Source organism: Variovorax boronicumulans, from assembly GCF_040544675.1.
Lineage (GTDB): Bacteria > Pseudomonadota > Gammaproteobacteria > Burkholderiales > Burkholderiaceae_C > Variovorax > Variovorax boronicumulans_D.
In genome coordinates, this window is sequence record NZ_JBEPKK010000007.1 from 131743 (window position 1) to 155234 (window position 23492).

26 protein-coding genes are annotated in these 23492 nt (G+C 65.7%); 12 read left to right on the top strand and 14 right to left on the bottom strand.

Going from position 1 to position 23492, the window contains the following annotated elements:
* Positions 1-80: 80 nt before the first annotated feature.
* Genes ABIC90_RS14590 through ABIC90_RS14610 form a run of 5 tightly spaced genes read left to right on the top strand, consistent with a single transcriptional unit; the run spans position 81 to position 2412 of the window.
* Positions 81-452, top strand: a complete 372-nt coding sequence (locus ABIC90_RS14590; protein ID WP_354355022.1) for a VOC family protein — start codon at positions 81-83, stop codon at positions 450-452.
* A 6-nt stretch (positions 453-458) separates the two neighbouring features.
* Positions 459-908, top strand: coding sequence for an EVE domain-containing protein (locus tag ABIC90_RS14595; RefSeq protein ID WP_354355024.1), 450 nt, complete (start codon positions 459-461; stop codon positions 906-908).
* A 40-nt stretch (positions 909-948) separates the two neighbouring features.
* The gene (locus ABIC90_RS14600) at positions 949-1398 is read left to right on the top strand and encodes a GyrI-like domain-containing protein (RefSeq protein WP_354355026.1); all 450 of its coding nucleotides are present in this window, start codon (positions 949-951) and stop codon (positions 1396-1398) included.
* A complete protein-coding gene (locus ABIC90_RS14605) occupies positions 1391-1666 on the top strand; it encodes a hypothetical protein (RefSeq protein WP_354355028.1) in 276 nt (91 codons plus the stop codon). Before ABIC90_RS14600 ends, ABIC90_RS14605 begins: the two co-directional genes overlap by 8 nt.
* The gene (locus tag ABIC90_RS14610; RefSeq protein WP_354355030.1) at positions 1666-2412 is read left to right on the top strand and encodes a helix-turn-helix transcriptional regulator; all 747 of its coding nucleotides are present in this window, start codon (positions 1666-1668) and stop codon (positions 2410-2412) included. Before ABIC90_RS14605 ends, ABIC90_RS14610 begins: the two co-directional genes overlap by 1 nt.
* A 16-nt stretch (positions 2413-2428) precedes the next feature.
* Here the strand turns inward: ABIC90_RS14610 and dnaB are convergent, their stop codons facing one another.
* The 7 genes from dnaB to ppsA form a co-directional block, all read right to left on the bottom strand.
* Positions 2429-3835 carry a replicative DNA helicase gene (gene dnaB / locus ABIC90_RS14615; protein ID WP_354355032.1) on the bottom strand — a complete coding sequence of 469 codons (1407 nt, stop codon included), beginning with the start codon at positions 3833-3835 and terminating at the stop codon, positions 2429-2431.
* Positions 3836-4004: 169 nt separating this feature from the next.
* A complete protein-coding gene (gene rplI, locus ABIC90_RS14620) occupies positions 4005-4457 on the bottom strand; it encodes a 50S ribosomal protein L9 (protein WP_354355034.1) in 453 nt (150 codons plus the stop codon).
* A 12-nt stretch (positions 4458-4469) separates the two neighbouring features.
* Complete coding sequence (gene rpsR, locus ABIC90_RS14625; protein ID WP_007830781.1) at positions 4470-4751, bottom strand: 30S ribosomal protein S18; 282 nt, start codon at positions 4749-4751, stop codon at positions 4470-4472.
* A 19-nt stretch (positions 4752-4770) separates the two neighbouring features.
* Positions 4771-5085, bottom strand: coding sequence for a primosomal replication protein N (priB, locus tag ABIC90_RS14630; protein WP_354355036.1), 315 nt, complete (start codon positions 5083-5085; stop codon positions 4771-4773).
* A 4-nt stretch (positions 5086-5089) separates the two neighbouring features.
* The gene (gene rpsF, locus ABIC90_RS14635) at positions 5090-5464 is read right to left on the bottom strand and encodes a 30S ribosomal protein S6 (RefSeq protein ID WP_093125029.1); all 375 of its coding nucleotides are present in this window, start codon (positions 5462-5464) and stop codon (positions 5090-5092) included.
* 116 nt (positions 5465-5580) lie between these two features.
* Positions 5581-6048 (bottom strand): hypothetical protein, encoded by a 468-nt coding sequence (locus tag ABIC90_RS14640; protein ID WP_354355039.1) that lies wholly within the window; start codon positions 6046-6048, stop codon positions 5581-5583.
* Positions 6049-6172: 124 nt separating this feature from the next.
* Entirely contained in the window at positions 6173-8566 is a 2394-nt protein-coding gene (gene ppsA, locus ABIC90_RS14645) for a phosphoenolpyruvate synthase (protein WP_354355041.1), read from the bottom strand.
* Between the two features lie 196 nt (positions 8567-8762).
* On the opposite strand from ppsA, the gene ppsR reads away from it, so the two are divergent.
* Positions 8763-9584, top strand: coding sequence for a posphoenolpyruvate synthetase regulatory kinase/phosphorylase PpsR (gene ppsR, locus ABIC90_RS14650; RefSeq protein ID WP_354355043.1), 822 nt, complete (start codon positions 8763-8765; stop codon positions 9582-9584).
* Between the two features lie 29 nt (positions 9585-9613).
* Here ppsR and ABIC90_RS14655 read toward each other — a convergent pair whose 3' ends face one another.
* From ABIC90_RS14655 to ahpC, 7 genes are all read right to left on the bottom strand, one after another.
* Positions 9614-10387, bottom strand: coding sequence for a heme ABC transporter ATP-binding protein (locus ABIC90_RS14655; RefSeq protein ID WP_436318215.1), 774 nt, complete (start codon positions 10385-10387; stop codon positions 9614-9616).
* Positions 10388-10419: 32 nt separating this feature from the next.
* Positions 10420-11457, bottom strand: coding sequence for a FecCD family ABC transporter permease (locus ABIC90_RS14660; protein WP_354355047.1), 1038 nt, complete (start codon positions 11455-11457; stop codon positions 10420-10422).
* Positions 11458-11512: 55 nt separating this feature from the next.
* On the bottom strand, positions 11513-12421 hold the full coding sequence (locus ABIC90_RS14665) for a heme/hemin ABC transporter substrate-binding protein (protein ID WP_354355049.1): 909 nt from the start codon (positions 12419-12421) through the stop codon (positions 11513-11515).
* An 11-nt stretch (positions 12422-12432) separates the two neighbouring features.
* Positions 12433-13512 carry a hemin-degrading factor gene (locus ABIC90_RS14670; protein ID WP_354355051.1) on the bottom strand — a complete coding sequence of 360 codons (1080 nt, stop codon included), beginning with the start codon at positions 13510-13512 and terminating at the stop codon, positions 12433-12435.
* 43 nt (positions 13513-13555) lie between these two features.
* A complete protein-coding gene (locus ABIC90_RS14675) occupies positions 13556-15772 on the bottom strand; it encodes a TonB-dependent hemoglobin/transferrin/lactoferrin family receptor (RefSeq protein WP_354355053.1) in 2217 nt (738 codons plus the stop codon).
* 159 nt (positions 15773-15931) lie between these two features.
* Complete coding sequence (gene ahpF / locus ABIC90_RS14680; protein ID WP_354355055.1) at positions 15932-17488, bottom strand: alkyl hydroperoxide reductase subunit F; 1557 nt, start codon at positions 17486-17488, stop codon at positions 15932-15934.
* Between the two features lie 90 nt (positions 17489-17578).
* Entirely contained in the window at positions 17579-18142 is a 564-nt protein-coding gene (gene ahpC, locus ABIC90_RS14685) for an alkyl hydroperoxide reductase subunit C (RefSeq protein WP_140842727.1), read from the bottom strand.
* Between the two features lie 262 nt (positions 18143-18404).
* Here ahpC and bfr point away from each other — a divergent pair, with 262 nt between their 5' ends.
* The 6 genes from bfr (at position 18405) to ABIC90_RS14715 (ending at position 23452) form a co-directional block, all read left to right on the top strand.
* A complete protein-coding gene (gene bfr, locus ABIC90_RS14690) occupies positions 18405-18881 on the top strand; it encodes a bacterioferritin (protein ID WP_116907929.1) in 477 nt (158 codons plus the stop codon).
* Between the two features lie 118 nt (positions 18882-18999).
* Entirely contained in the window at positions 19000-19647 is a 648-nt protein-coding gene (locus tag ABIC90_RS14695) for a PepSY-associated TM helix domain-containing protein (protein WP_354355058.1), read from the top strand.
* A gap of 59 nt (positions 19648-19706) precedes the next feature.
* Positions 19707-20213 (top strand): DUF2271 domain-containing protein, encoded by a 507-nt coding sequence (locus tag ABIC90_RS14700; RefSeq protein ID WP_354355301.1) that lies wholly within the window; start codon positions 19707-19709, stop codon positions 20211-20213.
* Between the two features lie 46 nt (positions 20214-20259).
* A complete protein-coding gene (locus ABIC90_RS14705) occupies positions 20260-21069 on the top strand; it encodes a DUF4198 domain-containing protein (protein WP_354355060.1) in 810 nt (269 codons plus the stop codon).
* Between the two features lie 23 nt (positions 21070-21092).
* On the top strand, positions 21093-22097 hold the full coding sequence (locus ABIC90_RS14710) for an FAD:protein FMN transferase (RefSeq protein ID WP_436318216.1): 1005 nt from the start codon (positions 21093-21095) through the stop codon (positions 22095-22097).
* Complete coding sequence (locus ABIC90_RS14715; RefSeq protein WP_354355064.1) at positions 22094-23452, top strand: sulfite reductase subunit alpha; 1359 nt, start codon at positions 22094-22096, stop codon at positions 23450-23452. The genes ABIC90_RS14710 and ABIC90_RS14715 overlap by 4 nt, the downstream gene beginning before the upstream one ends.
* Positions 23453-23492 lie beyond the last annotated feature (40 nt).

Genomic DNA, 23492 nt, shown 5'->3' on the forward strand with positions numbered 1-23492 from the left:
GACAGGCTCCTGACAAGACGTTGTCAGGAGGCGGGTCGCACCATCGAGGCTCCTTCCAACACAACGAAAGAGAGCTCCTCATGCAGAACGCAATCACCTGGTTCGAGATTCCGGTCAGCGACCTGGACCGTGCCCAGGCCTTCTATGAAACCGTGCTGGCGCGCAAGCTGCGCCGCGAAAATCTCGGCGGCGAGGCGCTGGCTATTTTTCCGTATGACGCCCCAGGCGTCGGCGGCGCCTTGCAGGCCGGCGCAAGTGCCGCTGCCCGCGCAGGCAGCAGCACCCGCATCTACCTCGATTGCATGCCCAGCATCGACGCCGTGCTCTCTCGCGTCGAGGCGGCCGGCGGACAGATCGTGGCGCCCAAGTCCGCGCTGCCACCGGGCATGGGTTTCATCGCCCACCTGCGCGACACCGAAGGTAACGAAGTCGGCCTGCACGCCCTCGCCTGAAGGGTCATGGCACAGCGCAACTGGATCGCCGTCGCGAGCGCCGAGCATGCCCGGCGCGGGCGCGACCACAAGCCGCTCGGCTTCATGCAGGTTGGGCACGGCAAGCTGGGCCCGCTCAAGCGGGTCGCCGCGGGCGACCGCGTGGCCTACTACGCGCCGGCCAATGTGTTCGGCGGCACGGACAAGCTGCAGAGCTTCGTCGCGATCGGCACCGTGCTGCCCGGCGAACCGTACGAGTTCGACATAGGCGGCGGCTTCGTGCCCTGGCGCCGCGATGTGAGCTATGCGGCCTCGCACGAAGCGCCCATCGCGCCGCTGATCGAGCGCCTCGCCTTCATCGAGACGCCGAAGCAATGGGGCTACAAGTTCCGCTTCGGCATGTTCGATATCGCCGACGCCGACATGGCATTGATTGCCCGAGCCATGAAGGCCGACCTGAAAACACTCGCGCTCTGACCGGCACAACAACGACATCACCTTTGCAGGAGAAGAACCCATGGAACCCGCCCGCCAACACCACGACGCCTTCCGGGTCGCCGGTCTCACGGTCCGCACGACCAACCGCGAAGAAAACGATCCCGCCACGGCCCGCATCGGCGCACTGTGGGGCCGTTTCTTCGGCGAACAGACCTACGAATCGACGCCTCACCGCACGAGTGACACGCGCATCTTCGGCATCTACTCCGCCTACGAATCCGATGCCCATGGCCCGTTCGACATCACCGTCGGCGTGGCAGTCTCGGACGGCGCGAACAGCGTGGCCGTCGAAGCCGGCGACTACCTCGTCTTCAACGGTCAGGGCGAGATGCCGCAAATGGTGGTCGCCACCTGGCAGCGCATCTGGCAGTATTTCGAGGCGCACCCGGAAATCGCGCGGCGCTACCGCTGCGATTTCGAAGCCTACGAGGGGCCGGACAAGGTGGCGATCCACATCGGAGTTGCATGAGCATGAAGAAAAGCTGGCCACCATCGGCTGCACCGTGACCACGGCGATCTTTTCGCACATGGTCGCGCAAGCCACCGAAGAGTCGAAGATTCAGGACGAGACGCCCTACCGGCGCACCCTCAAGATCGGCGGCGAACTCCACCCCAAGTACCCCGGCAGCATCGGGGCGCAGATGGCCAGGTTCGAATCCGAGGGCCACACGGTCGTGCAGCGCGGCAAGCGCTACTTCGTCGAGAACTTCGCCAAGAAGCTCTCCGGTACGCGCTGATGCGCCGCGCCGACCGCCTGTTCCAGCTCGTGCAGCTCATCCGCGGGCGTCGGCTCACCACGGCCGCGTTTCTCGCACAGCGCCTGGAGGTGTCGGAGCGCACGGTGTACCGCGACGTGGCCGACCTGCAGCACCAGGGCGTGCCGATCGAGGGCGAAGCCGGCGTGGGCTACCGGCTGGGCGTGGGCTTCGAGCTGCCCCCGCTGATGTTCACCCAGGACGAGGCTTCGGCGCTCGTGGCCGCGGCGCGGCTCGCGCAGAGCTGGGTCGATCCAGCGCTCGCACGCGACATCGAAACGGGCTTGGGCAAGATCCTCTCGGTGCTGCCGCCGGCCGCGCGCGTGTCGGCGGAAGCGCTGGCGCTCTATGCGCCCGCACTCGGCCTGGACGACGTCATGGGCGCGCGGCTGCAGGCCTTGCGCGAGGCCGTGCAGGCGCGCCAGAAACTGCGCCTGAACTACCGCGACGTGTCAGGCGATGCCAGCGAGCGCACGGTGCGGCCGCTCGGCTGCTTCTACTGGGGGAAGGTCTGGACGCTCTCGACCTGGTGTGAGCTGCGCAATGACTTTCGCGGATTTCGCGTCGACCGCATGGACGCGGTCGATGTGCTGCCCGAGCGCTTTCGCGACGAACCGGGCAAGACGCTGGCCGATCTGCTGCGCCAAATGAAGGCGAGGCAGGTGGACACGACACCGCCGGAACCGCAGACATGGCCGTCGAAGGCCCAAGGTCCTTCGACCCGATGATCTCACTCCGTTCGCGTCAGTACTGATCGCTGTGGCTGTAGCCTTCCAGGTTCTCGAACTTGGTGATCGGCTTGAGGAAGGCCAGCTTGATGGTGCCCGTGGGGCCGTTGCGGTGCTTGCTGATGATCACCTCCGCCACGCCCGGCTCCTTGCTGTTCTTGTCGTAGTAGTCGTCGCGGTAGATGAACATGATGATGTCCGCGTCCTGCTCGATGGCGCCGGATTCGCGCAAGTCGCTCATCATGGGGCGCTTGTCGGTGCGGCTTTCGACGCCGCGGCTGAGCTGAGACAGCGCGATCACCGGGCACTTGAGCTCCTTGGCGAGCATTTTCAGGCCTCGTGAGATTTCACCCACAGCCGTCGCGCGGTTCTCGTCGCCGCTGGTGCTGGTCGACATGAGCTGCAGGTAGTCGACCACGATCAGGCCCAGGCGCCCGTATTGGCGCGCCAGCCGGCGTGCATTGGCACGCAGTTCGCTGGTCGACAGGCCCGGCGTTTCGTCGATGTGCAGCGACACGGTGCGCAGCTTCTCGATGGCTTCGGTCAGGCGCGGCCACTCTTCGTCGCTGAGCTTGCCGGTGCGCAGGTGGCCCTGGTCGATGCGGCCGATCGAGCCGACGATACGCACCGCCAATTGCGAGGCGCCCATTTCCATCGAGAACACCGCCACGGGCAGCCCCTCGTTGAGCGCCACGTGCTCGGCAATGTTGATCGCCAGCGAGGTCTTGCCCATCGAGGGGCGCGCGGCCAGCACGATCATGTCGCCCGGCTGCAGGCCGGAGGTCATCTTGTCGAAGTCGTGAAAGCCGGTGCGCACGCCCGTGATGTCGTTCGGGTTTTCGGCCATCTCGGTCACGCGGTCGAGCAGTTCGACCACCAGGGCGTCCATGCTCTGGAAGCCCTGCTTCATCCGCGAGCCTTCTTCGCCGATGTTGAAGATCTTCTGCTCGGCCTCGTCCAGGATCTTGTCGACCGGCTTGCCCTGCGGATTGAAGGCGTTGGTGGCAATCTCGTCGCTGGCGGTCACCAGCTTGCGCAGGATCGAGCGCTCGCGAACGATCTCCGCATAGCGACGGATGTTGCTCGCGCTCGGCACGTACTGCGCGAGCGAATTGAGGTACACCAGCCCGCCGATCTCGTCGGCCTTGCCGTGGCTCTGCAGCTGCTCGTAGACGGTGATGACGTCGGCCGGCTTGCTGGCGTTGATCAGCCCGCCGATGGCGGCATAGATCAGCTTGTGCTCATGGCGATAGAAGTCGCCGTCGACGAGCAAGTCGCCCATGCGGTCCCACGCCGAGTTGTCGAGCAGCAGGCCGCCCAGCACGCTCGACTCGGCCTCGATGGAGTGCGGCGGGACACGCAGTTGGGCGATCTGGCGGTCGGCCGACGAATTACCGTCGGCATAGGAGAAAACGGCGGACATGGACTTCCCTTGCAACCCTGCATGCTAAGCCGCGGACGGCACTGCACCTGTGGACAAGGTTGTGAATAAACGGTGATCTTCCAGTGCAGTGCATTGAAAAACTCCGGGGCAAAAAACAAAAGCCGCCCGAAGGCGGCTTTTGTTTCAGCGCACGAAGCGCTGCGAACGATCAGGCGGTTTCGCCGTAGACCGTGACGGTGATCTCGACGACCACGTCGGTGTGCAGCGCGACGCTCACGGTGCTGTCGCCGACGACCTTGATCGGGCCGTTGGGCAGGCGCACTTGCGACTTGGCAACCTTGTAGCCTTGCTTGCCCAGTTCTTCGGCGATGTCGCCGTTGGTGACCGAGCCGAACAGGCGACCGTCGACGCCAGCCTTTTGCGTCAGCTTGATGGTCGTGCCACCGAGCTTCTCGCCTTGGGCTTGCATCTCGGCCAGCTTGGCGGCCGCGGCCTTCTCGAGTTCGACGCGCTTGGCTTCGAATTCGGCCTTGTTGGCGGTGGTCGCGCGACGGGCACGGCCCGAAGGGATCAGGAAGTTGCGTGCGTAGCCGTCCTTGACCTTGACGATATCGCCCAGGGCGCCGACGTTGAGAACTTTGTCCAGAAGAATGATTTGCATGGTCTCTGCTCCTTAGACGCGGTGCTGGTCGCTGTACGGCACCATGGCCAGGAAGCGCGCGCGCTTGATGGCGGTGTTCAGCTGACGCTGGTAGATCGCGCGCGTGCCGGTCAGGCGTGCGGGGATGATCTTGCCGTTTTCGCTGATGAAGTCACGCAGCGTGTCGATGTCCTTGTAGTCGATTTCTTCGACGCCAGCGACGGTGAAACGGCAGAAGCGCTTGCGCTTGAACAGCAGCGACTGGGTGTTGCGCTTGGGGCGCTTGTCTTTGTTGAATTTCTTGAACGTGGCCATGATGGACCTCTAGAAAAAATTAATCTTGCTGGAAATCCTGCACATGCAGGACCGGATGCTTGCCGTTGCCCGGTGTCGCGAGAAACCCCTGAAATCGCCAGAGGCTTCCCATCGACTGTCTTGCGAGCCGCTCGGCGATGGCGCCGAAGGCGACGGCCTTGAGGGCCGTCTTCACCTGCCGGGGTTTTCCTGCTTCATCGAGCGTCGACTCGTGTTCGAGTCTGAGGTCGATGGCGGGAAGGCCGGCGGGCGTGTATCGCAAGGCTCCGAGTTCGGCAACCGAGGCGGTCAGCAAAAGCTGATTGACCCCTTTTGCCGCAGCGGCGGCAGTCACACCATCAGTTGTTGTTGGCGGCGTACTCGGCCTGCTGGGCCTTGCGGGCTTCTTCGCGCTCGACCGTCTTCATCATCGAAGAAGGACCGGTGTCGGCCTTCTTCTTCTGGACGGTGAGGTGGCGCAGCACGGCATCGTTGAACTTGAACGCGTGTTCGAGTTCGCCCATCACGGCTTGTTCGGCTTCAATGTTGACGCACAGGTAGTGGGCCTTGTTGAGCTTGTTGATCTGGTAAGCCAGCTGACGGCGGCCCCAGTCTTCAACGCGGTGGATCTTGCCGCCGCCGGCCGTGATCAGGCCCTTGTAGCGCTCCAGCATGGCCGGAACTTGTTCGCTCTGATCCGGGTGGATCAGCAAAATGATTTCATAGTGACGCATGGCACTCCTTGTGGATTCTTCCGTGGAAGAGAAAAAGCCACCTGCAGCGTCGGGCGCAGTGTGGCAAGGCAAAGCCGGCGATTATAGCCCTGGAATTCGCACCCCGGCAAGCGGCCTCAGTCGTTGAGGGCTTTGTCCAGTGCGGCGGCCTTCTCGGCGCCGACCGCGGCGCGGATCTTGGGCGCCAGCGCCACCAGGTCGTCATAACTCGCCGTGCCTTCGACCTGAAGGTTGAGCCGGAACCCCATCAGCCCGAGGCCGCCCGTGAGCTGGGTGGCGATGGGGTAGGCATCCTTGTAGCGCTGCTGCTTGCTGCGCCCTGAAGCGCCCGCCGGCGTTGCAGCGGGTGCAGTCGGGGAGGACTGCGCGGGCTCCACGGGGGCACTGCCTCCCATCGGCTCCAGCAACCCCAGCGCGACCATCTGTTCGATGTCCTCGCGCACGATGCCCATGCCGTTGGCCAGCACCTCATCGACCGAGCGCTTGCCATCGAACAGGATGAAGGCCGAGCGCTGGCGCGGCGAGAGAGGAACCGAGCGGTCCTTCAAGGTCTGCTGACCCGTTTGTGTCTTGACAAGAATCATGGTGGTCTTCCCTTCCGGGATGCGCCCGTGAATCTCGCCAGTCTGTCATCAAATACGCAATTTGTTTCAATAACACCCCGCAATCGCGGGAATCCCCCCATGGGGATTTCCGCCATTCGCGAGTTCAGCGCTTGGCCAGTTGTTGCCAGGTCTCGATCACGCTGTCAGGGTTGAGCGAGATCGATTCGATCCCTTGCTCCGCCAGCCAGAGCGCAAAGTCCGGATGATCGCTGGGGCCCTGGCCGCAGATGCCCACGTATTTGCCCTCGGCCTTGCATGCCTTGATGACGCGGCTCAGCAGCGCCTTGACCGCCGGGTCGCGCTCGTCGAAATCGGCCGCCAGCAGTTCGAGGCCCGAATCGCGATCCAGGCCGAGCGTGAGCTGGGTCAGGTCGTTCGAGCCGATCGAGAAGCCGTCGAAGAACTTCAAGAACTCTTCCGGCAGGATCGCGTTGCTCGGCACCTCGCACATCATGATCAGCTTGAGATCGTTCTCGCCGCGCTTCAGGCCATGCTCACCCAGCAAGGTGGTCACGCGCTCGGCCTGGCCCAGGGTTCGCACGAAGGGCACCATGATCTGCACGTTGGTCAGGCCCATTTCGTTGCGCACGCGCTTGAGCGCCTCGCACTCCATGGCAAAGGCCTCGCCGAAATCGGCGCTCAGGTAGCGCGCCGCGCCGCGGAAGCCCAGCATCGGGTTTTCTTCTTCAGGCTCGTAGCGGCTGCCGCCGATCAGCTTGCGATATTCGTTCGACTTGAAGTCCGACAGGCGCACGATCACCTGCTTGGGCCAGAAGGCGGCAGCGATGGTCGCGATGCCTTCGGCGACCTTGTCGACGTAGAACGCACGCGGCGAGGCGTGTCCGCGAGCCACCGATTCGACGGCCTTCTTCAGGTCGTTGTCGACGTTCGGGTAGTCGAGGATCGCCTTCGGGTGCACACCGATGTTGTTGTTGATGATGAACTCAAGCCGGGCCAGGCCCACGCCATGGTTCGGCAGTTGCGCGAAGTCGAAGGCCAGTTGCGGATTGCCGACGTTCATCATCAGCTTGATGTCGATCTCGGGCATCACGCCGCGCTGCACTTCGGTCACTTCGGTTTCGAGCAGGCCGTCGTAGATGAAGCCGGTGTCGCCCTCGGCGCAGCTCACGGTGACCAGCGTGCCGTCCTTCAGCAGGTCGGTCGCGTCGCCGCAGCCGACCACGGCCGGGATGCCGAGTTCGCGCGCAATGATGGCCGCATGGCAGGTGCGCCCGCCGCGGTTGGTGACGATGGCGGCCGCGCGCTTCATCACCGGCTCCCAGTTGGGATCGGTCATGTCGGTGACGAGCACGTCGCCGGCCTGCACCTTGTCCATTTCGCTGATGTTGTGCACCAGGCGCACGGGGCCGGTGCCGATCTTCTGGCCGATGGCACGGCCTTCGGCGAGCACGGCCCCCTTGCCCAGCAGCTTGTAGCGCTGCTCGGCCTTGCCCTGCTGCTGGCTTTTCACGGTTTCGGGGCGCGCCTGCAGGATGTAGAGCAGGCCGTCGGTGCCGTCCTTGCCCCACTCGATGTCCATCGGGCGGCCGTAGTGTTCCTCGATCACCAGGGCGTACTTGGCCAGTTGCTCGACGTCGGCGTCGCTCAGCGAGTAGCGGTTGCGCTGCTCGGCCTTGACGTCGGTGGTCTTCACCAGCTTGCCGCTGGCCTTTTTCTCTTCGGGCGTCGCGAACTCCATCTGGATCAGCTTGGAGCCCAGGTTGCGGCGGATCACCGCGCGCTTGCCGGCGCGCAGCGTCGGCTTGTGCACATAGAACTCGTCAGGGTTCACGGCGCCCTGCACCACCGTCTCGCCGAGGCCGTAGCTCGAGGTGATGAACACCACCTGGTCGAAGCCCGATTCGGTGTCGATGGTGAACATGACGCCGGCGGCGCCGAGGTCGGAGCGCACCATGCGCTGCACGCCGGCCGAGAGCGCGACCACATCGTGCTCGAAGCCCTTGTGCACGCGGTAGCTGATGGCGCGGTCGTTGTAGAGGGAGGCGAACACCTCCTTCATCTTGTGCAGCACGTCGTCGATGCCCACCACGTTCAGGAAGGTTTCCTGCTGGCCCGCGAACGAGGCGTCGGGCAGGTCTTCGGCCGTGGCCGAGGAACGCACGGCGAACGAGGCTTCGGGGTTGCCGGCGCTCAGCGTGGCAAAGGCTTCGCCGATGGCTTTCTGCAAGTCGGCGGGAAAGGGCTGGGACTCGACCATGGCGCGGATCTCGGCGCCGGCCGTGGCCAGCGCGCGCACATCGTCGGTGTCCAGCGCGGCCAGGCGCTTGCTGATCTTGTCGGCCAGGCCGTCGTGGGCCAGGAACTGGCGGAATGCGTGCGCCGTGGTCGCGAAACCGGTGGGCACCCGCACGCCCTGCGGCAGCTGCGAGATCATTTCGCCGAGGCTGGCGTTCTTGCCGCCGACCGACTCGACGTCGGTCATCCTCAGGTTTTCAAACGGTACGACCAGTGCGGTCGCGTCGAAAAGTGCAGACATGGGAAAGCTCCAGAAGTTGAAACCGGTGCTGCAGGCAGGCGCCACGGCACGATCGTTGTCGTTGCTTTGGGTGCGGGTGCGGCCTGCATGGAAAAGAAAGGAATTGGGGTCGGGAAAGCGGATTCCCCATAATCGACCGGATTGTAGGCGTGGCAAGGTCGCCCGCGCCGCAGGACAAGGCCGCAAGGGCTACACCATGCATACACGCACTGTTTTCTTCATTTCCGACGGCACCGGCATCACCGCCGAGACTTTCGGCAACGCCGTGCTCGCCCAGTTCGAGATGAAACCGCGCCATGTGCGGCTGCCCTTCACCGACACCGTCGACAAGGCGCACCAGGCGGTGCGGCAGATCAACCACACGGCGGAGATCGAGGGCGTGCGCCCCATCGTCTTCACCACGCTGGCCAACATGGACGTGCTGGAAGTGATCGAAACAGGCTGCAAGGGCATGCTGCTGGACATGTTCGGCACCTTCGTGCGGCCGCTGGAAATCGAGCTGGCGGTCAAATCGAACCACCGCATCGGCCGTTTCAGCGACGTGAGCAAGAGCAAGGAATACAACGCCCGCATCGCCGCCATCGACTTCAGCCTGGCGCACGACGACGGCCAGAGCAACCGCGACCTGCAGGGCGCCGACGTGATCCTGGTCGGCGTGAGCCGCAGCGGCAAGACGCCCACTTCGCTTTACCTCGCAATGCAGCACGGCCTGAAAGCCGCCAACTACCCGCTGATCCCCGAGGATTTCGACCGCCGCCAGTTGCCGCCGGCACTGATGCCGCACCGAAAGAAGATCTTCGGCCTGACGATCCAGCCCGAGCGCCTGAGCGAAATCCGCAACGAACGTCGCCCCGATTCGCGCTACGCCAGCCTGGAAAACTGCCGCCACGAGGTGAGCGAAGCCGAAGCCATGATGCGGCGCGCCGGCATCCGCTGGCTCTCGACCACGACCAAGTCGATCGAGGAAATCGCGACGACGATCTTGCAGGAACTGCGGCCGGAGCGGCTGACGTACTGATCCGTTAGCTTGTAGATAGCGCCCGCGGGCTAGCCGAACAGGTACTGCACCGTGCCATCCGCGCTGTGGACCGGCTGGCAGGGCATGCCCCAGACCGCTTCGATCAACCCGGGTTGGAGCACCTCGGCCGCAGCCCCCTGCCGCAGCCCGTCCGCCGCCCCCAGCACCACCACCTCGTCGGCATAACGCCGCGCCAGGTTCAGGTCGTGAAGCACGGCCACCACGCCCACACCCCGCGCCGCCCAGGCACGCAGCAGGCGCATCGCCGAATGCTGGTGCGCCAGGTCCAGCGCCGCGGTGGGTTCGTCGAGCAGCAGCCAGCGGCTCGCGCCATCGGGGCGCGGATGCCAGAGCTGGGCCAGTGCCCGCGACAGGTGAACCCGGGCCTTTTCTCCGCCGGAGAGCGTGTTGAGGATGCGTGGCGCCAGCGCCGTGACGCCGGTCAGCGCCATCGCCTCGGCAATGATCGCGTCCTCGTCCTGCCCGGGCGTCCGGCGGTGCGGATAGCGCCCCAGCGCAACGATGTCCTGCGCTGTGAAGTCGAAGGCTACCGCGCTCTCCTGCGGCATCAGCGCGCGGCGCAGCGCCAGCGTCGGCATGCCGTGGTCGGCGAGCGGCCGGCCGTCGAGCATCGCCCTGCCCCGCGTCGGCTGGCGCTGGCCGGCCAGCACCGACAGCAGCGTCGACTTGCCCGCGCCGTTCGGGCCGAGGATGGCCGTCACGCAGCCCGGCTTGAGGCTCACCGAGGCATTCGCCAGCAGCGTCTTTGCGCCGATGCGCACTTCCACATCCGCGCACAACAGCGCCATCGCATCGCGCCCAGCCGCCGCAGCCGTCATATGCGCCCCCTGAAATGCCGCAGCATCAAGAGGAACATCGGCACCCCGATGAAGGCGGTGAGCACGCCCAGCGGCAGTTCCGCAGGCGCCATCACCGTGCGCGCCACCGTGTCGGCCGCGAGTACCAGCGCCGCGCCCAGCAGCGCCGAGGCCGGCAGCACGATGCGGTGATCGGGCCCCGCCACCATGCGCACCCAGTGCGGCGCGATCAGCCCGATGAAACCGATGATCCCGGTGGTGGCCGTCACCGCGCCCACCGCCACCGCCGTGATGACGACCGCGCGCCGCTTGGTGCGCTCCACATCCACGCCCAGCAGCGCCGCCTGCGCTTCGCCGAGCGCGATGGCGTTCAGCGGCGATGCGAGCGAACCCGCCGCCCAGCACGAGAGAAACACCGCGCCGCAGACCAGCAAGACCGCGCTCCACCGCGCCCCACCCAGGCTGCCCAGCAGCCAGAACTGCAGGCTGCGCAGTTGCTCGTCGGTGGCCATCACGCTCAGGAGGCCCAGCCCCGCGCTCGCGAGCGCATTGATGGCGATGCCCGCGAGCAGCATCAGCGCCATGCGCGTGCCGCCTTCGCTGCGCGAGAGCCCGTAGATCAGCAGCGTGACGATGAAGCCGCCGCCGAAAGCCATGAGCACCAGGGTCCAGCTTCCCAACGTGCGCGGCAGCGCCGGCCACAGCCACGCCCCCAGCACGATGGTGATGCCGGCCGCCAGCGCCGCGCCGCTGCTGATGCCGATGAGCCCCGGGTCGGCCAGCGGATTGCGGAACAGCCCCTGCATCAGCGTGCCCGCCATGCCGAGCCCCGCGCCAGCCGCCACGCCGAGGACCAGGCGCGGCAGGCGGATGTTGAGAAACACCAGGTGCTCGGGCGACTGGCTGCTGGCGCCCTGCCCCAGCGAAGTCAGCACATTCCAGAGCTGCGAAAGACTGATGGCGTAGGCGCCCGACACGGCCCCCGCCGCGAAGGCCACGGCGAGCAGCATCACGCTGCCGCCCAGCACGGCACGCGCTCCAAACCTTTGGGTCATTGCGTAGCCTTCGCGCTTCGCGCTGCGGTATTCGCCTTGGGAGCGGCCCGGCGGCTCATGCCAGAGCGGCCTGGAACTTGTCTTGCAACTCGCCGACGGCGGCCGGCAGGCGCGGGCCGAAGCCCAGCAGCAGCAAGGCATCCTGGGTGATCAGCGCGCGCTTCCTGTAGGCGGGCGTCAGCGCCAGTTCGGGCCGCTCCCAGAATTTGTCGATGCCGCCGTGCGCCTCGATGCTCTGGGTGCTCGTGAGGATGATGTCGGGCGCGGCGCTGGCCATGGCCTCGGCCGTCATCGGCCGGTAGCCGTGGAAGCCGCCGAGCGCGTTGACGCCGCCCGCAAAGCCGATCATCGAATGCGCCGCCGTCTTCTCGCCGGAGACCTGCGGGCTCGCGCTGTGCGAGAGCACGAAAAGCACCTTCGGCTTGCGCCCCTTGGCCGCGCCCACGCGCTGCAGCACCTGCGCCCATTCGGCATCCAGCCGGGCCTGCAGTTCGCGCGCCTGCGCTTGCCTCGCGGACGCGCGGCCCACGGCCTGCACCTTGCGCTGCACTTCCGCCCAGGTGTGGTCGGCTTCGATGATCTCGACCTTGACGCCGGCGCTGCGGACCTGGTCGAGCACCACGGTCGGACCCGACTCGTTGGTGGCGATGATCGCGTCGGGCCTGAGCGACAGCAGGCCCTCGGCCGACAGCTGGCGCATGTAGCCCACCTTGGGCGTGCCGCGCGCGGCGGCGGGATAGAGGCTGGTGGTGTCGGTGCCCACCAGCTGGCCTTCGGCACCGAGGAGGTAGACCACCTCGGTGATCGCGCCGCTGACCGTTACCAGCCGCGGCAGGCGCTTGTTGTCCTGCGCAAGCGCGGGCCAGGCGGCCGCGCCAAGCGCCGAAGCGGAAAGAACGCGCAGCACCTCGCGTCGGCGCTGCGATGGAAGCGATGGAAGAAGAGAGTTTTGGCTGTAGGTCATGGGTCGGCGGCTCAGCCGTGCAGGGATGCGTCGTTCTGGCGCGGGAGCTTGCGCACGATCTGGCGCCATTCCTCGCGCTCGGGAACGCCGGGCTTGCGCGCGCCGAAGAACATCGCCATCAGTTCGCCCTCTGCGTCGAAAGCCTCGACCGAGGTGACGACGCCGTCGCTGGTGGGCTTCTCGACGATCCAGACGCTGGCAATGCGGTCTTCGCGCAGGTGAAGGTTGAAGCCGGGATCCAGCACGTTGAGCCAGAGCATTCCGTGCATCTCCATCGGCTCCACGCGCACCACGGGGCCCGAGTGGATCTGGATGCAGCCGGGGCTTCCGACGAACACCATGATCGGCGTGCCGTCGAACGAGGCTTCCTGCAGCAGCTCGCGCACCGCCGATGTTTGCGCGCGCTGCGTGAACTCGCCTTCGGTCAGGCGAAAGCTCTGCTGGCGCTCCACCTCGAACTTGTTCAGCAGGCCGAAGAACTCGTGCGTGTCCTGCATGCCGCGCCAGGCCTGGGCGAGCCCGCTCGCGTCGATGGCGCTGTCCTCTCGCGCTGCGGCCTTGGCGTCGGCAGGCACGAACGCGACCCGCGCTTCGGGCGCGGCGTGGCTGTCGATGACCGACTGGAACGCGTCGCGGTCGGTGGCCTCGCGCGCAAAGATCTTGTGGACCGCCACGCCGTTTTCATTGAAGAACTGAAGGCTCAGCGAAGGCAACACGCCGGCATTGGCCGCCGCCTCGCTGACCGCGAACCCGGCATGCCAGCGGCCGAAGAAAAGACGCAGGTCGATGGCCTCGCCCAACGCGAGGCCCATCTTGTCGCTGCCCGAGACCTTCTCGTAGACACCGGTCTTCTCGTGCACCGTGGTCTCGTTGCGCGTGAGCGCGAGCACGGGACCGCACAGCTCCAGCGCCTGCAGAAGCTCGACCCACGGACCTTTGAGCGGCGTGGCGCGCAAGGGCTTGTCGTGCGTGCCCGTGTGCGCGGCGATGGCCGCGCCTTCGGACAGCCCCATGGCTGCGGCGGCGTCCTTGTGGCGCATGCCCTTGGCGCGCAGTTCTGCGAAACGTGCGCGGGTTTCTTCGGCGTTCATCGGATTTCCTTTTTTGCTGGTTCGCGTGTTGCGGTGGGACGGATCAGAAGTCCGCCACGAGCGAGACGTTGAAGCTGCGGCCCGGCTGGGTGTAGGCATCGCGCAGGGCCGAGGTCGTCGTGAGGCCGCGCACGTCGCTCCACATCCAGTAGCGCTTGTTGGTGAGGTTGGTCACCGATGCGTTCAGGCGCAGGTCCTTGCGGATGCGCCACTGCGCGCTGATGTCCAGCGTGGTGGCTGCCGGCGTGCGGAATTGCAGGCCGGTGGTCACCTCGCTGCGGTCGACGTCTTCCCACTCCTTGGCACCGTGATGAACCGCGTCGAGGCCCACGCTCCAGTTCGGCGCCTGGTACTTGAGGCCGGCGCTGAATTTCTGCGGATCGATCGAGTTGAGCGGCCGGTTGCTGGTGCGATCGCGGCCTCGCGTCTGGCCGTAGGCGAAGGGCACGGAGAAGCCGGTGCCGTTGTCGGTGAAGTCCAGCTCGCCCTTGATCTCGAAACCGCTGATGCGCGCGCGTCCGACGTTGACCGACTGGAAGATCGACGGATCGATGCGCGGGATGCCCCGGCCGCCGACAAGACGGTCGTTCTCGATCAGGTCCTTGTAGTCGCCGGTGAACGCGGCCACGTCGTAGCGCAGCACGCCGGCGTGCCCGCGCATGCCCAGCTCGATGTTGCGGCTCTTCTCGGGTTTGAGGTTCGGGTTGGGAATGGTCCGGTAGCCCGAGATCACGTTCTCGAAGAAGTTGTTGACCTGGAACGCGTTGGGCGCCTTGAAGCCCGAGGCGTAGTTGCCGTAGATGCTCCATTGCGGCGTGGCGCGGAACAGCACGCCCAGCTTCGGCGACACCGCCGAGCCCGACAGCGACACGGCCCGCGCATTGAAACCCGCCTGATTCGCGTCGAGCGAGAAGCGGTCCAAACGAACGCCCGGCGTGATGCTCCAGCGGTCGTGGATGAACTCGTCCTGCAGATAGAAGGCGGACGAGGTCTCGCGCGTATCGGGGAAGCGCTTGAGCGGATAGCTCTCGCCGACCGGGGGACCCAGGCCGGTCTGCAGGTTCTCGACGTTGGTGCGGGTGTAGTCGAAGCCGTAGGTGATCTTCTGCGCCCAGTTCCCACCCATGCGAAGGGTCTTGTCGGCCTGCAGGCCGAGCTGCCAGGTGCTCTCGTCGTAGGTGACGTTTCGCGTCCGGTCGGCGGCGCTGAAGCGGTCTTCGTCGATGTACTCGCGCGATTTGGACTTCTGGTAGCTCACCACGGCCAGCAGGTTGTCGGCCACGACGGAGTTCAGGCGCAGGCGCCCTTCGTAGGTGAGGCGGTCGCGCTCCAGTTCGGTCTTGGCGTTGAGGCCCACGACCGAGGTGGACACGTACCGCGGCTTGGAGATGCCGGACAGCAGGTTGTAGCGGCTGGTCTTTTCGACGTGCTCGAAGGTGAAGGCGTGGCGCTGGTCGGCGTTGGGCGTGACGATGGCCTTGGCCAGCAAGGAGGCGTTCCTGTCGCGCTGCGGATTAGGCGTGGTGCGATCGATGTTGGGCACATCGAGCCGGCCCATGTTCTCCAGTTCGCTCGCGCGGCCGAGGTTGGCGGAGATGAGCCACTGGAGCGCATCGTTCGCCTTGCCCGCAAGCGTGACACCGCCGCGAACGCCGTTGTCGTCGCCGCTGTAGCCGATGTTCGCGCTGCCGCCGAAGGTGCGGCCGTCGCGCAGGAAGGACGACGGTTCGCGGGTGACGAAGTTGACGAGCCCCGCAAGGCCGTCCGAGCCGTAGAGCGCCGAGGCCGGGCCCTTGATGATCTCGATGCGCTCGACCAGGCCGACGTCGAAGTAGTCGCGGCCGAAGGCATTGGCGCCGAAGACGTAGCTGCGCGGCGTGCGGATGCCATCGGTGAGCAGCAGCACGCGGTTGCCGTCCAGGCCCCGGATGTTGAAGCCCGCATTGCCGTCGCGGCCGGTGTTGCCCTGCGCGAGCCCGAAGCGCGCGGGCGAGCGTTTGACAGAGACGTTGGGCAGGTCGCGCACGGCATCGCGGATGTCGCCGATCTGCTTGGATTCGATGTCGTCGCGGCCAATGACTTCGATGCTGAGCGGCAGGTCGTCCTTTGCCTGCTCCGAGCGCGAACCGCTCACCACCACTTCATTGAGTGCTGCGATTTGCTGCGACCAGGCAGGAGCGGCCGTGCCGAAGCCAGCGGCGATCAGCAAAGGCAGGAGCGCGAGCCGATGGTGAGAGGGGCGAAGGGAATGAGTGGCCACGAAAAAGGTCCAGAGAACAGTTGCAAAAACTGCTTGCTGGACCTTGAGGCGCAGAGGGCTGCGCGCGTGACCTGGCTGGCAATGAGGGGCAATGAATGTGCATCGCCCGGGCCTTTTATTGTATGAGAACGATTCTCATTGAAACAACTTAAGACTTACTCATGCTGGGGCTGAAGTGCGGATCAGATGGTCGAACGCACCGAGCGCCGCCTTTGCGCCGTCGCCGGCCGCGATGATGATCTGCTTGAACGGCACCGTGGTCGCATCGCCGGCCGCAAACACGCCGGGCACCGAGGTCTGACCACGTGCGTCGACGATGATTTCACCGTGCTTGGACAGCTCGACCACGCCCTTGAGCCAGTCGGTGTTCGGCACCAGGCCGATCTGGATGAACACGCCCTCGAGCGCGACCGTCTTCAGTTCGCCCGATGCGCGGTCTTTGTAGACCAGGCCGTTGACCTTCTGGTCGCCGGTGATCTCGGTGGTCTGCGCATTGGTGAACACCTCGACGTTCTTCAGGCTGTGCAGCTTGCGCTGCAGCACGGCGTCGGCGCGCAGGGCGGTGTCGAACTCGATCAGCGTGACATGGCCCACGATGCCAGCCAGGTCGATCGCCGCTTCGACGCCCGAGTTGCCGCCACCGATCACCGCAACGCGCTTGCCCTTGAACAGCGGGCCGTCGCAGTGCGGGCAGTAGGCCACGCCCTTGTTCTTGAACTCGTGCTCGCCGGGCACGTTGATGTTGCGCCAGCGCGCACCGGTCGAGATGATGATGGACTTGCTCTTGAGCGAGGCGCCGCTTTCGAGTTGCACCTCGATCAGGTCCTTGCCCGGCACCAGCGCCTTGGCGCGCTGCAGGTTCATGATGTCGACGTCGTAGTTGCGCACATGCTCTTCGAGCGCATGGGCGAACTTGGGGCCTTCGGTTTCCTTGATCGAAATGAAGTTCTCGATGCCCATGGTGTCGAGCACCTGGCCGCCGAAACGCTCCGATGCCACGCCGGTGCGGATGCCCTTGCGCGCCGCGTACACCGCAGCCGCGGCGCCCGCTGGACCACCGCCGACGATCAACACGTCGAACGGATCCTTGGCGGCGATCTTCTTGGCTTCGCGCTCGACGCCGCTGGTGTCGATCTTCGCGAGGATTTCTTCCAGGCTCATGCGGCCCTGGCCGAACTCGGTGCCGTTCAGGAACACGGTCGGCACGGCCATGATCTGGCGTTCCTTCACTTCGTCCGGGAAGGTGCCGCCTTCGATCATCGTGGTGCGGATGCGCGGGTTCTGCACTGCCATCAGGTTCAGCGCCTGGACCACATCCGGGCAGTTGTGGCAGGTGAGCGAGACGTAGATCTCGAACTCGAAGTCGCCGTCGAGCGCCTTGATCTGGTCGATCACGGCTTGCTCGACCTTGGGCGGGTAGCCGCCGATCTGCAGCAATGCAAGGATCAGCGAGGTGAATTCATGGCCCATCGGCAGGCCGGCGAAACGCGGGCCGTGGTTCTCGCTCGGGCGGTTGACCGAGAAAGAGGGCTTGCGGTGGCTGTCGTCGCGGCTCTCGGTGAGCTTGACCAGGGGCGACGACTCGGCAACGTCCTTCAGCAGCGACAGCATTTCGCCCGAGGCCTTGCTGTCGTCGAGCGAGGCAACGATTTCGATCGGTTGCGTGGCGCGTTCGAGGTAACTCTTCAATTGGGCTTTGGTGCTGGCGTCGAGCATGACGGACTCACTTTCGATAACTGAAAACTATCAACTGGGGACAAAAAAGCCCGGGGCCTCGTGAGCGCCCGGGCTTTCGCACGGGAGCGCTTAGATCTTGCCGACGAGGTCGAACGACGGTGCGATGGTCTTGTCGCCGTCATTCCACTTGGCCGGGCAGACTTCGTTCGGGTGGGCGGCGGTGTAGACCGCTGCCTTGAGCTTGCGCAGGGTTTCCTTGACGTCGCGGGCGATTTCGTTGGAGTGAATTTCGGCGGTCTTGATGATGCCGTCGGGGTTGATCACGAAGGTGCCGCGCAGTGCCAGGCCTTCTTCGGGGATGTGCACGCCGAAAGCGTTGGTCAGCGTGTGGGTCGGGTCGCCCACCAGCGGGAACTTGGCCTTGCCGACAGCCGGCGAGGTGTCGTGCCAGACCTTGTGCGAGAAGTGCGTGTCGGTGGTCACGATGTAGACCTCGGCACCCAGCTTCTGGAACTCGGGGTAGTTGTCGGCCGCGTCTTCGACTTCGGTCGGGCAGTTGAAGGTGAAGGCCGCCGGCATGAAGATCAGCACGGACCATTTGCCCTTGAGCGTCTCGTCGGACACATCGATGAACTTGCCATTGAGGTAGGCCTGGGTCTTGAAGGGCTGGACTTGGGTGTTGATCAGGGACATGGTGATTCCTTGGATGCTGCGGGTGGACAAAAATAAATGCGAGCCATGAGTATAACTACCAAATATGACAAATTCATAGTAATGAGCTATCGACTGCATCGGTGCGGGCTATGAAAAACAAAGGCGCCGGCGCCTAGTCGTCCCGCTCGAATACGAACGCCTATCACCCTCGTACGCATGCAGACCGCCGGAGCAGGGGAATGCTTGCGCGCTCGCTGCGAGGACCCGGACAATCCCCTCTTTCAGAACAAGGAAAAAGATCATGAAGGGCGACCCCAAGGTCATCGAACATCTGCAGGCGCAGCTCAAGAACGAGCTGACCGCGATCAACCAGTACTTCCTCCACTACCGCATGCTCAAGCATTGGGGCCTGGACAAGCTGGCGAAGAAGGAATACGAAGAATCCATCGGCGAAATGAAGCACGCCGACAAGCTGATGGACCGCATCTTCATGCTCGACGGCCTGCCCAACCTGCAGGACCTGGGCAAGCTGAACATCGGCGAAGACGTGCCCGAACTGCTGCGCTGCGACCTGGGCGCCGAAACCGGCGCGCAAGCCACCATCAAGGACGGCATCCAGCATTGCGAACTCGTGCGCGACTACGTCTCGCGCGACCTGCTGCAGGAGATCCTGGACGACACGGAAGAGCACATCGACTTCCTGGAAACCCAGATCGACCTGATCGACAGGGTCGGCCTGCAGAACTACCTGCAATCGCAAATGGGCGAGCTGGAATAAGTTGAGCCTTTAGCTCTCAATCGACGGGACTTCGGTCCCGTTTTTTATTGCTTTACGTAACTTAACGATTGTCAAATAGCAGTCATTCTCATTTGCACGGATAGAATCCGCGCCTTCGATGACCGCTGCAGCCCGCCCCGACAACCGCCGCCGTGCCTACTGGCTCAAGACCCTGCACGAATGGCATTGGGTAAGTTCCGCGATCTGCCTCGTCGGCATGATCCTGTTCAGCGTGACCGGCTTCACCCTGAATCACGCAGGACAGATCGAAGCCAAGCCCGTCATCACCCGACTCAACGGATCGATCGGCCAGGCGCTTCGCACCCGCCTCGAACAACAGCTTCCCGCCGCCAAGGCGCAAAAAGGCAAGGCGCCCTTGCCCGCCGACCTGCAAAGCTGGATCCAGGCGAAGTGGGATGTCGCCACCGACGGCCGGGAGGCCGAGTGGTCCGACGACGAAATCTATCTCTCGCTCCCCCGCCCCGGCGGCGATGCCTGGCTGCGCCTGAACCTGGCCGATGGCGAGATCGAATACGAGCGCACCGACCGCGGCTGGCTCTCCTACTTCAACGACCTGCACAAGGGCCGCAACACCGGCACCGCCTGGAGCTGGTTCATCGACATCTTCGCGGGCGCGGCGCTGGTCTTCTCGATCACCGGGCTGTTCATTCTCAAGATGCACGCAGGCAACCGGCCGTTCACCTGGCCGATGGTGGGCATGGGGCTGGTCGTGCCGGTGCTGCTCGCGCTGTTGTTCATTCATTGACCCCACCCTTGATTCAGGAAAAGAGGTTCTTCGTGCACGTTCGCTATTCACTCGCACCGATGGCCATGTCGGCCCTGTTCGCCGCACCTGCGTTCGCGGCGAGCCTGGCCGTCAACATCGAGATTCCGCGGCTGAACGCCTCCGAATACCACCGCCCCTACGTGGCGACCTGGATCGAACGCGCCGACAACACCGTGGCGGGAACGCTGGCCGTCTGGTACGACGTGCGCACCAAGACCAACAACCCCGAGGGCGAAGGCACCAAGTGGCTCAAGGACATGCGCCAGTGGTGGCGGCGCGGCGGCCGCGAACTCGCGGTACCCGTGGACGGCGTGACCGGCGCCACCAAGCCCGCCGGCAAGCACCAGCTGAGCTTCACCGAGGGCACGGCGCCCATGCCCAAGCTCGCACCGGGCGCCTACAAGCTGGTGGTCGAGGCGGCACGTGAAGTCGGCGGCCGCGAGGTCGTGAGCATTCCGTTCCAGTGGCCGCCCACCGCGGCAGCGCAGCCGACGGCAGCCGGCAAGGAAGAGCTCGGCGAGATCAAGCTCGAACTCAAGCCCTGATCGACGCCGGACCGATCCGCCCACCACTTCACAACAAGGACTCTCCATGACCCGCTCCATCCTGCGCGCCACCGGCCTCGCCATTGCCCTGTCGGCCATCGCTTCCGCTGCCATGGCGCACAACGCCTGGCTGCTGCCCTCCTCCACCGTGTTCTCCAAGGCCGACACGGTCTCGGTCGACGCCGCCGTGTCGAACGACCTGTTCGTTGCCAACCATGCGCCGCTGCGGCTCGAAGGCCTGCAGATCACCGCGCCCGACGGCAGCACCGTCAAGCCCGAAAGCGAAGCCAAGCTCAAGCTGCGCAATGTGTTCGATGTGAGCGTCGCGCAGCCGGGCACGTACCGCATCGCCGTCGTCAACGCGGGTGCCTTCGCCAGCTGGAAAGACAAGGCCACGGGCCAGAACAAGCGCGCCCGCGGGACGGCCGAAACCATTGCCAGGGACATCCCCGCCGACGCGCAGGACGTCACCATCACCCAGTCGTCGGGCCGCATCGAAACCTTCGTGACCGTCGGCAAGCCCTCGCCGCTCAAGCCGATCGGCCAGGGCCTGGAACTGATCGCGGCAGGCAGCCCTACCGACCTGGTCAAGGGCGAGAAGGCCACCTTCACGCTGAACCTCGACGGCCAGCCCGCGAAGGACCTGGAAGTGACCGTGACCGCAGGCAACACCCAGTACCGCGACAAGCTCGAAGAGGTCAAGCTCAAGACAGACGACAAGGGCCGGTTCAGCGTGACGTGGCCCAGCGCCGGCATGTACTGGCTCGACGCCAGTACCAAGGACAACAAGACCACCGTGCCGCAAGCCAAGGAGCGCCGCCTGAGCTACGCGGCCACCCTTGAAGTGATGCCCTGATTCCAGCCGGCCCCTTGGGACCCTTGGGAGTTTCGTTCAGCACCTGGCGCGCCGGCGGCTACGCCAACGCGGCCGTACCGCGCCGCGCCGACCCGACCACCTTGCAGCAGTTGGGCGGCCAGACCATGGGCACGACCTGGTCGCTGCGTTTCGACAATCCGCGGATGCTTCCGCTGGAAGACGTGCGCGAAGCGGTCGAGGCGGCCCTCGCCCGCGTGATCGCGCAGATGAGCCACTGGGAACCCGCCTCGGACATCAGCCGCTTCAACGGTGCGGCGCCAGGCACACGGCACACGCTGCCCGGGGAATTCGCCGACGTGATGCGCTGCGCCCTCGCCTGGGCCGCCGCCAGCGGTGGCGCCATCGATCCGACGGTGGGGCCGCTGGTGGCCTGCTGGGGCTTCGGTCCCGACGCGCGTGAAGGCCTGCCCGCACCCGAAGCACTCGCCCAGGCGCGGGCGCGCATCGGGTGGGAGCGGCTGGCCTTCGACACGGCGGACGGCTCGCTGTTGCAGCCTGGCGGTGTCACGCTCGATCTTTCGGGCATCGCCAAGGGTTTTGCGCTCGATCAGGGCGTCGAGGCGCTGCGCGCGCTGGGTCTTGCGGATCTGCTCTTCGAAGTCGGCGGAGAACTGCGCGGCGCGGGCCGTCGCCCCGGTGGGCAGCCATGGCAGGTGATGGTCGACGGCGACCCGGCGACCGCCCGGCGCGTGGCGCTCGCCGACATGGCGATCGCCACCTCGGGCGATCGCTGGCACCAACGCGCGCAGGACGGCCGCCGGTGGTCGCACACCATCGATCCACGCAACGGCGAACCGGTCGCGCATTCCTTGGCCAGCGTCACGGTGCTGCATCCGCAGTGCGTGCACGCCGACGCGCTGGCCACCGTGCTGACGGTGCTGGGCCCCCACGAGGGCTTTGCCTTTGCCGAGCGGCACGATGTCGCGGCGCTGTTCGCGAGCCATGACCCCGCATTGCCACGCCCCCAGGCCACGCGCGCCTGGCTCACCCACACCACCGGCTCATGACAGAGGCGACATTGCGCGCGCTGGGCGCAGGCGCCACGGCGACGGCCTACGCGGCGCTTTGCCTTGCCATCTATGCGCGGCGGCTGCGGTGGCGCACAGCGGCGGCGCAGGAAGCCGCCGCACTCACTTCAGACGACCGCAAGCCCCCTACCCTGGTGCTGTTCGCCAGCCAGACCGGGCAGGCTGAATCCATCGCCCGGCAAACCGCGCGGCAGTTGCGCGCCGCAGGCACCTCTGTGCGCCTGCTGGAACTCAACGCTCTCGATGCCGCCACGCTGGCCTCGGCGACCCGCGCGCTCTTCGTGGTCAGCACCTACGGCGAAGGCGATGCCCCGGACAGTGCCAGCGTGTTCGCCGAACACCTGATGGGTGCAAGCTCGGCCTTGCCCTCGCTGCGCTATGCCGTGCTGGCGCTGGGCGACCGGCAGTACAAGAACTTCTGCGGCTTCGGGCGCGCATTGGACACATGGCTGCACGCGACCGGAGCCCGGCGCGATTTCGAATGCATCGAGGTCGACAACAGCGACCCTGCGGCACTGGGCGCCTGGCATGCGCAATGGGGCGATGCGCAAGTTGTGCAGGACGATTCGGCCGACGCGTTCACCCCCTGGCGGCTGACCACACGCGAACTGCTCAACGCCGGCAGCAAAGGCGCGCCGGTGTTTCTGCTGGGCTTTGCGCCCCCCGCCGGCACGATGCCCCGCTGGGCTTCCGGCGACCTGGTGCAGGTCGCCGTGGCCAGCGATCCGTCGCGCCCCCGCGACTACTCGATCGCTTCGCTTTCCACCGACACCGAGCTGCAGTTGCTCGTGCGGCAGGAACAGCACCCCGACGGCACGCTCGGCGCCGCGTCCGGCCTGCTCACTTCCACGCTCACCATCGGCAACACGGCGGCATTGCGCTTGCGGCCGCACCGCGCATTCCGCCTGGATGGCAACGAGGACCGTCCGTTGATCCTCGTCGGCAACGGCACCGGACTGGCCGGCCTGCGCGCCCATCTGCGCGCCCGCGAAGCGGCCGGCCGCCACGACAACTGGCTGGTGTTCGGCGAGCGGCAGGCCACGCATGACTTTCTGTGCCGCGCGGAGATCCAGGCCTGGCAGTCCAGCGGGGTGCTGCAGCGGCTGGACATGGTGTTTTCACGCGACCAGGCCGAGCGCATCTACGTTCAGCACCGGCTGCTGCAGTCCGCCGACGTGCTGCGCGCATGGCTGGACAAGGGCGCGGCGATCTACGTTTGCGGGAGCCTTCAGGGCATGGCGTCGGGTGTGGACGCCGCGTTGCGGCAGATTGCCGGCGATGCGCTGTGGCGCGACCTGACGGCGACTGGGCGCTATCGCCGCGACGTCTACTGAACCTTGGCCGGTGCCACAGGCCATCCAGGCAGTTGCTCAC

Coding starts and splice junctions, on each gene's coding strand:
- ABIC90_RS14600 (WP_354355026.1), top strand. CDS start 949: ATGGAACCCGCCCGCCAACACCACGACGCCTTCCGGGTCGCCGGTCTC.
- ABIC90_RS14590 (WP_354355022.1), top strand. CDS start 81: ATGCAGAACGCAATCACCTGGTTCGAGATTCCGGTCAGCGACCTGGAC.
- ABIC90_RS14640 (WP_354355039.1), bottom strand. CDS start 6,048: ATGATTCTTGTCAAGACACAAACGGGTCAGCAGACCTTGAAGGACCGC.
- rpsR (WP_007830781.1), bottom strand. CDS start 4,751: ATGGCCACGTTCAAGAAATTCAACAAAGACAAGCGCCCCAAGCGCAAC.
- rpsF (WP_093125029.1), bottom strand. CDS start 5,464: ATGCGTCACTATGAAATCATTTTGCTGATCCACCCGGATCAGAGCGAA.
- ABIC90_RS14665 (WP_354355049.1), bottom strand. CDS start 12,421: ATGACCTACAGCCAAAACTCTCTTCTTCCATCGCTTCCATCGCAGCGC.
- ABIC90_RS14595 (WP_354355024.1), top strand. CDS start 459: ATGGCACAGCGCAACTGGATCGCCGTCGCGAGCGCCGAGCATGCCCGG.
- ppsR (WP_354355043.1), top strand. CDS start 8,763: ATGCATACACGCACTGTTTTCTTCATTTCCGACGGCACCGGCATCACC.
- ahpF (WP_354355055.1), bottom strand. CDS start 17,488: ATGCTCGACGCCAGCACCAAAGCCCAATTGAAGAGTTACCTCGAACGC.
- ABIC90_RS14705 (WP_354355060.1), top strand. CDS start 20,260: ATGACCCGCTCCATCCTGCGCGCCACCGGCCTCGCCATTGCCCTGTCG.
- ABIC90_RS14700 (WP_354355301.1), top strand. CDS start 19,707: ATGGCCATGTCGGCCCTGTTCGCCGCACCTGCGTTCGCGGCGAGCCTG.
- ahpC (WP_140842727.1), bottom strand. CDS start 18,142: ATGTCCCTGATCAACACCCAAGTCCAGCCCTTCAAGACCCAGGCCTAC.
- ABIC90_RS14715 (WP_354355064.1), top strand. CDS start 22,094: ATGACAGAGGCGACATTGCGCGCGCTGGGCGCAGGCGCCACGGCGACG.
- dnaB (WP_354355032.1), bottom strand. CDS start 3,835: ATGTCCGCCGTTTTCTCCTATGCCGACGGTAATTCGTCGGCCGACCGC.
- ppsA (WP_354355041.1), bottom strand. CDS start 8,566: ATGTCTGCACTTTTCGACGCGACCGCACTGGTCGTACCGTTTGAAAAC.
- ABIC90_RS14660 (WP_354355047.1), bottom strand. CDS start 11,457: ATGACCCAAAGGTTTGGAGCGCGTGCCGTGCTGGGCGGCAGCGTGATG.
- rplI (WP_354355034.1), bottom strand. CDS start 4,457: ATGCAAATCATTCTTCTGGACAAAGTTCTCAACGTCGGCGCCCTGGGC.
- ABIC90_RS14670 (WP_354355051.1), bottom strand. CDS start 13,512: ATGAACGCCGAAGAAACCCGCGCACGTTTCGCAGAACTGCGCGCCAAG.
- bfr (WP_116907929.1), top strand. CDS start 18,405: ATGAAGGGCGACCCCAAGGTCATCGAACATCTGCAGGCGCAGCTCAAG.
- ABIC90_RS14695 (WP_354355058.1), top strand. CDS start 19,000: ATGACCGCTGCAGCCCGCCCCGACAACCGCCGCCGTGCCTACTGGCTC.
- ABIC90_RS14610 (WP_354355030.1), top strand. CDS start 1,666: ATGCGCCGCGCCGACCGCCTGTTCCAGCTCGTGCAGCTCATCCGCGGG.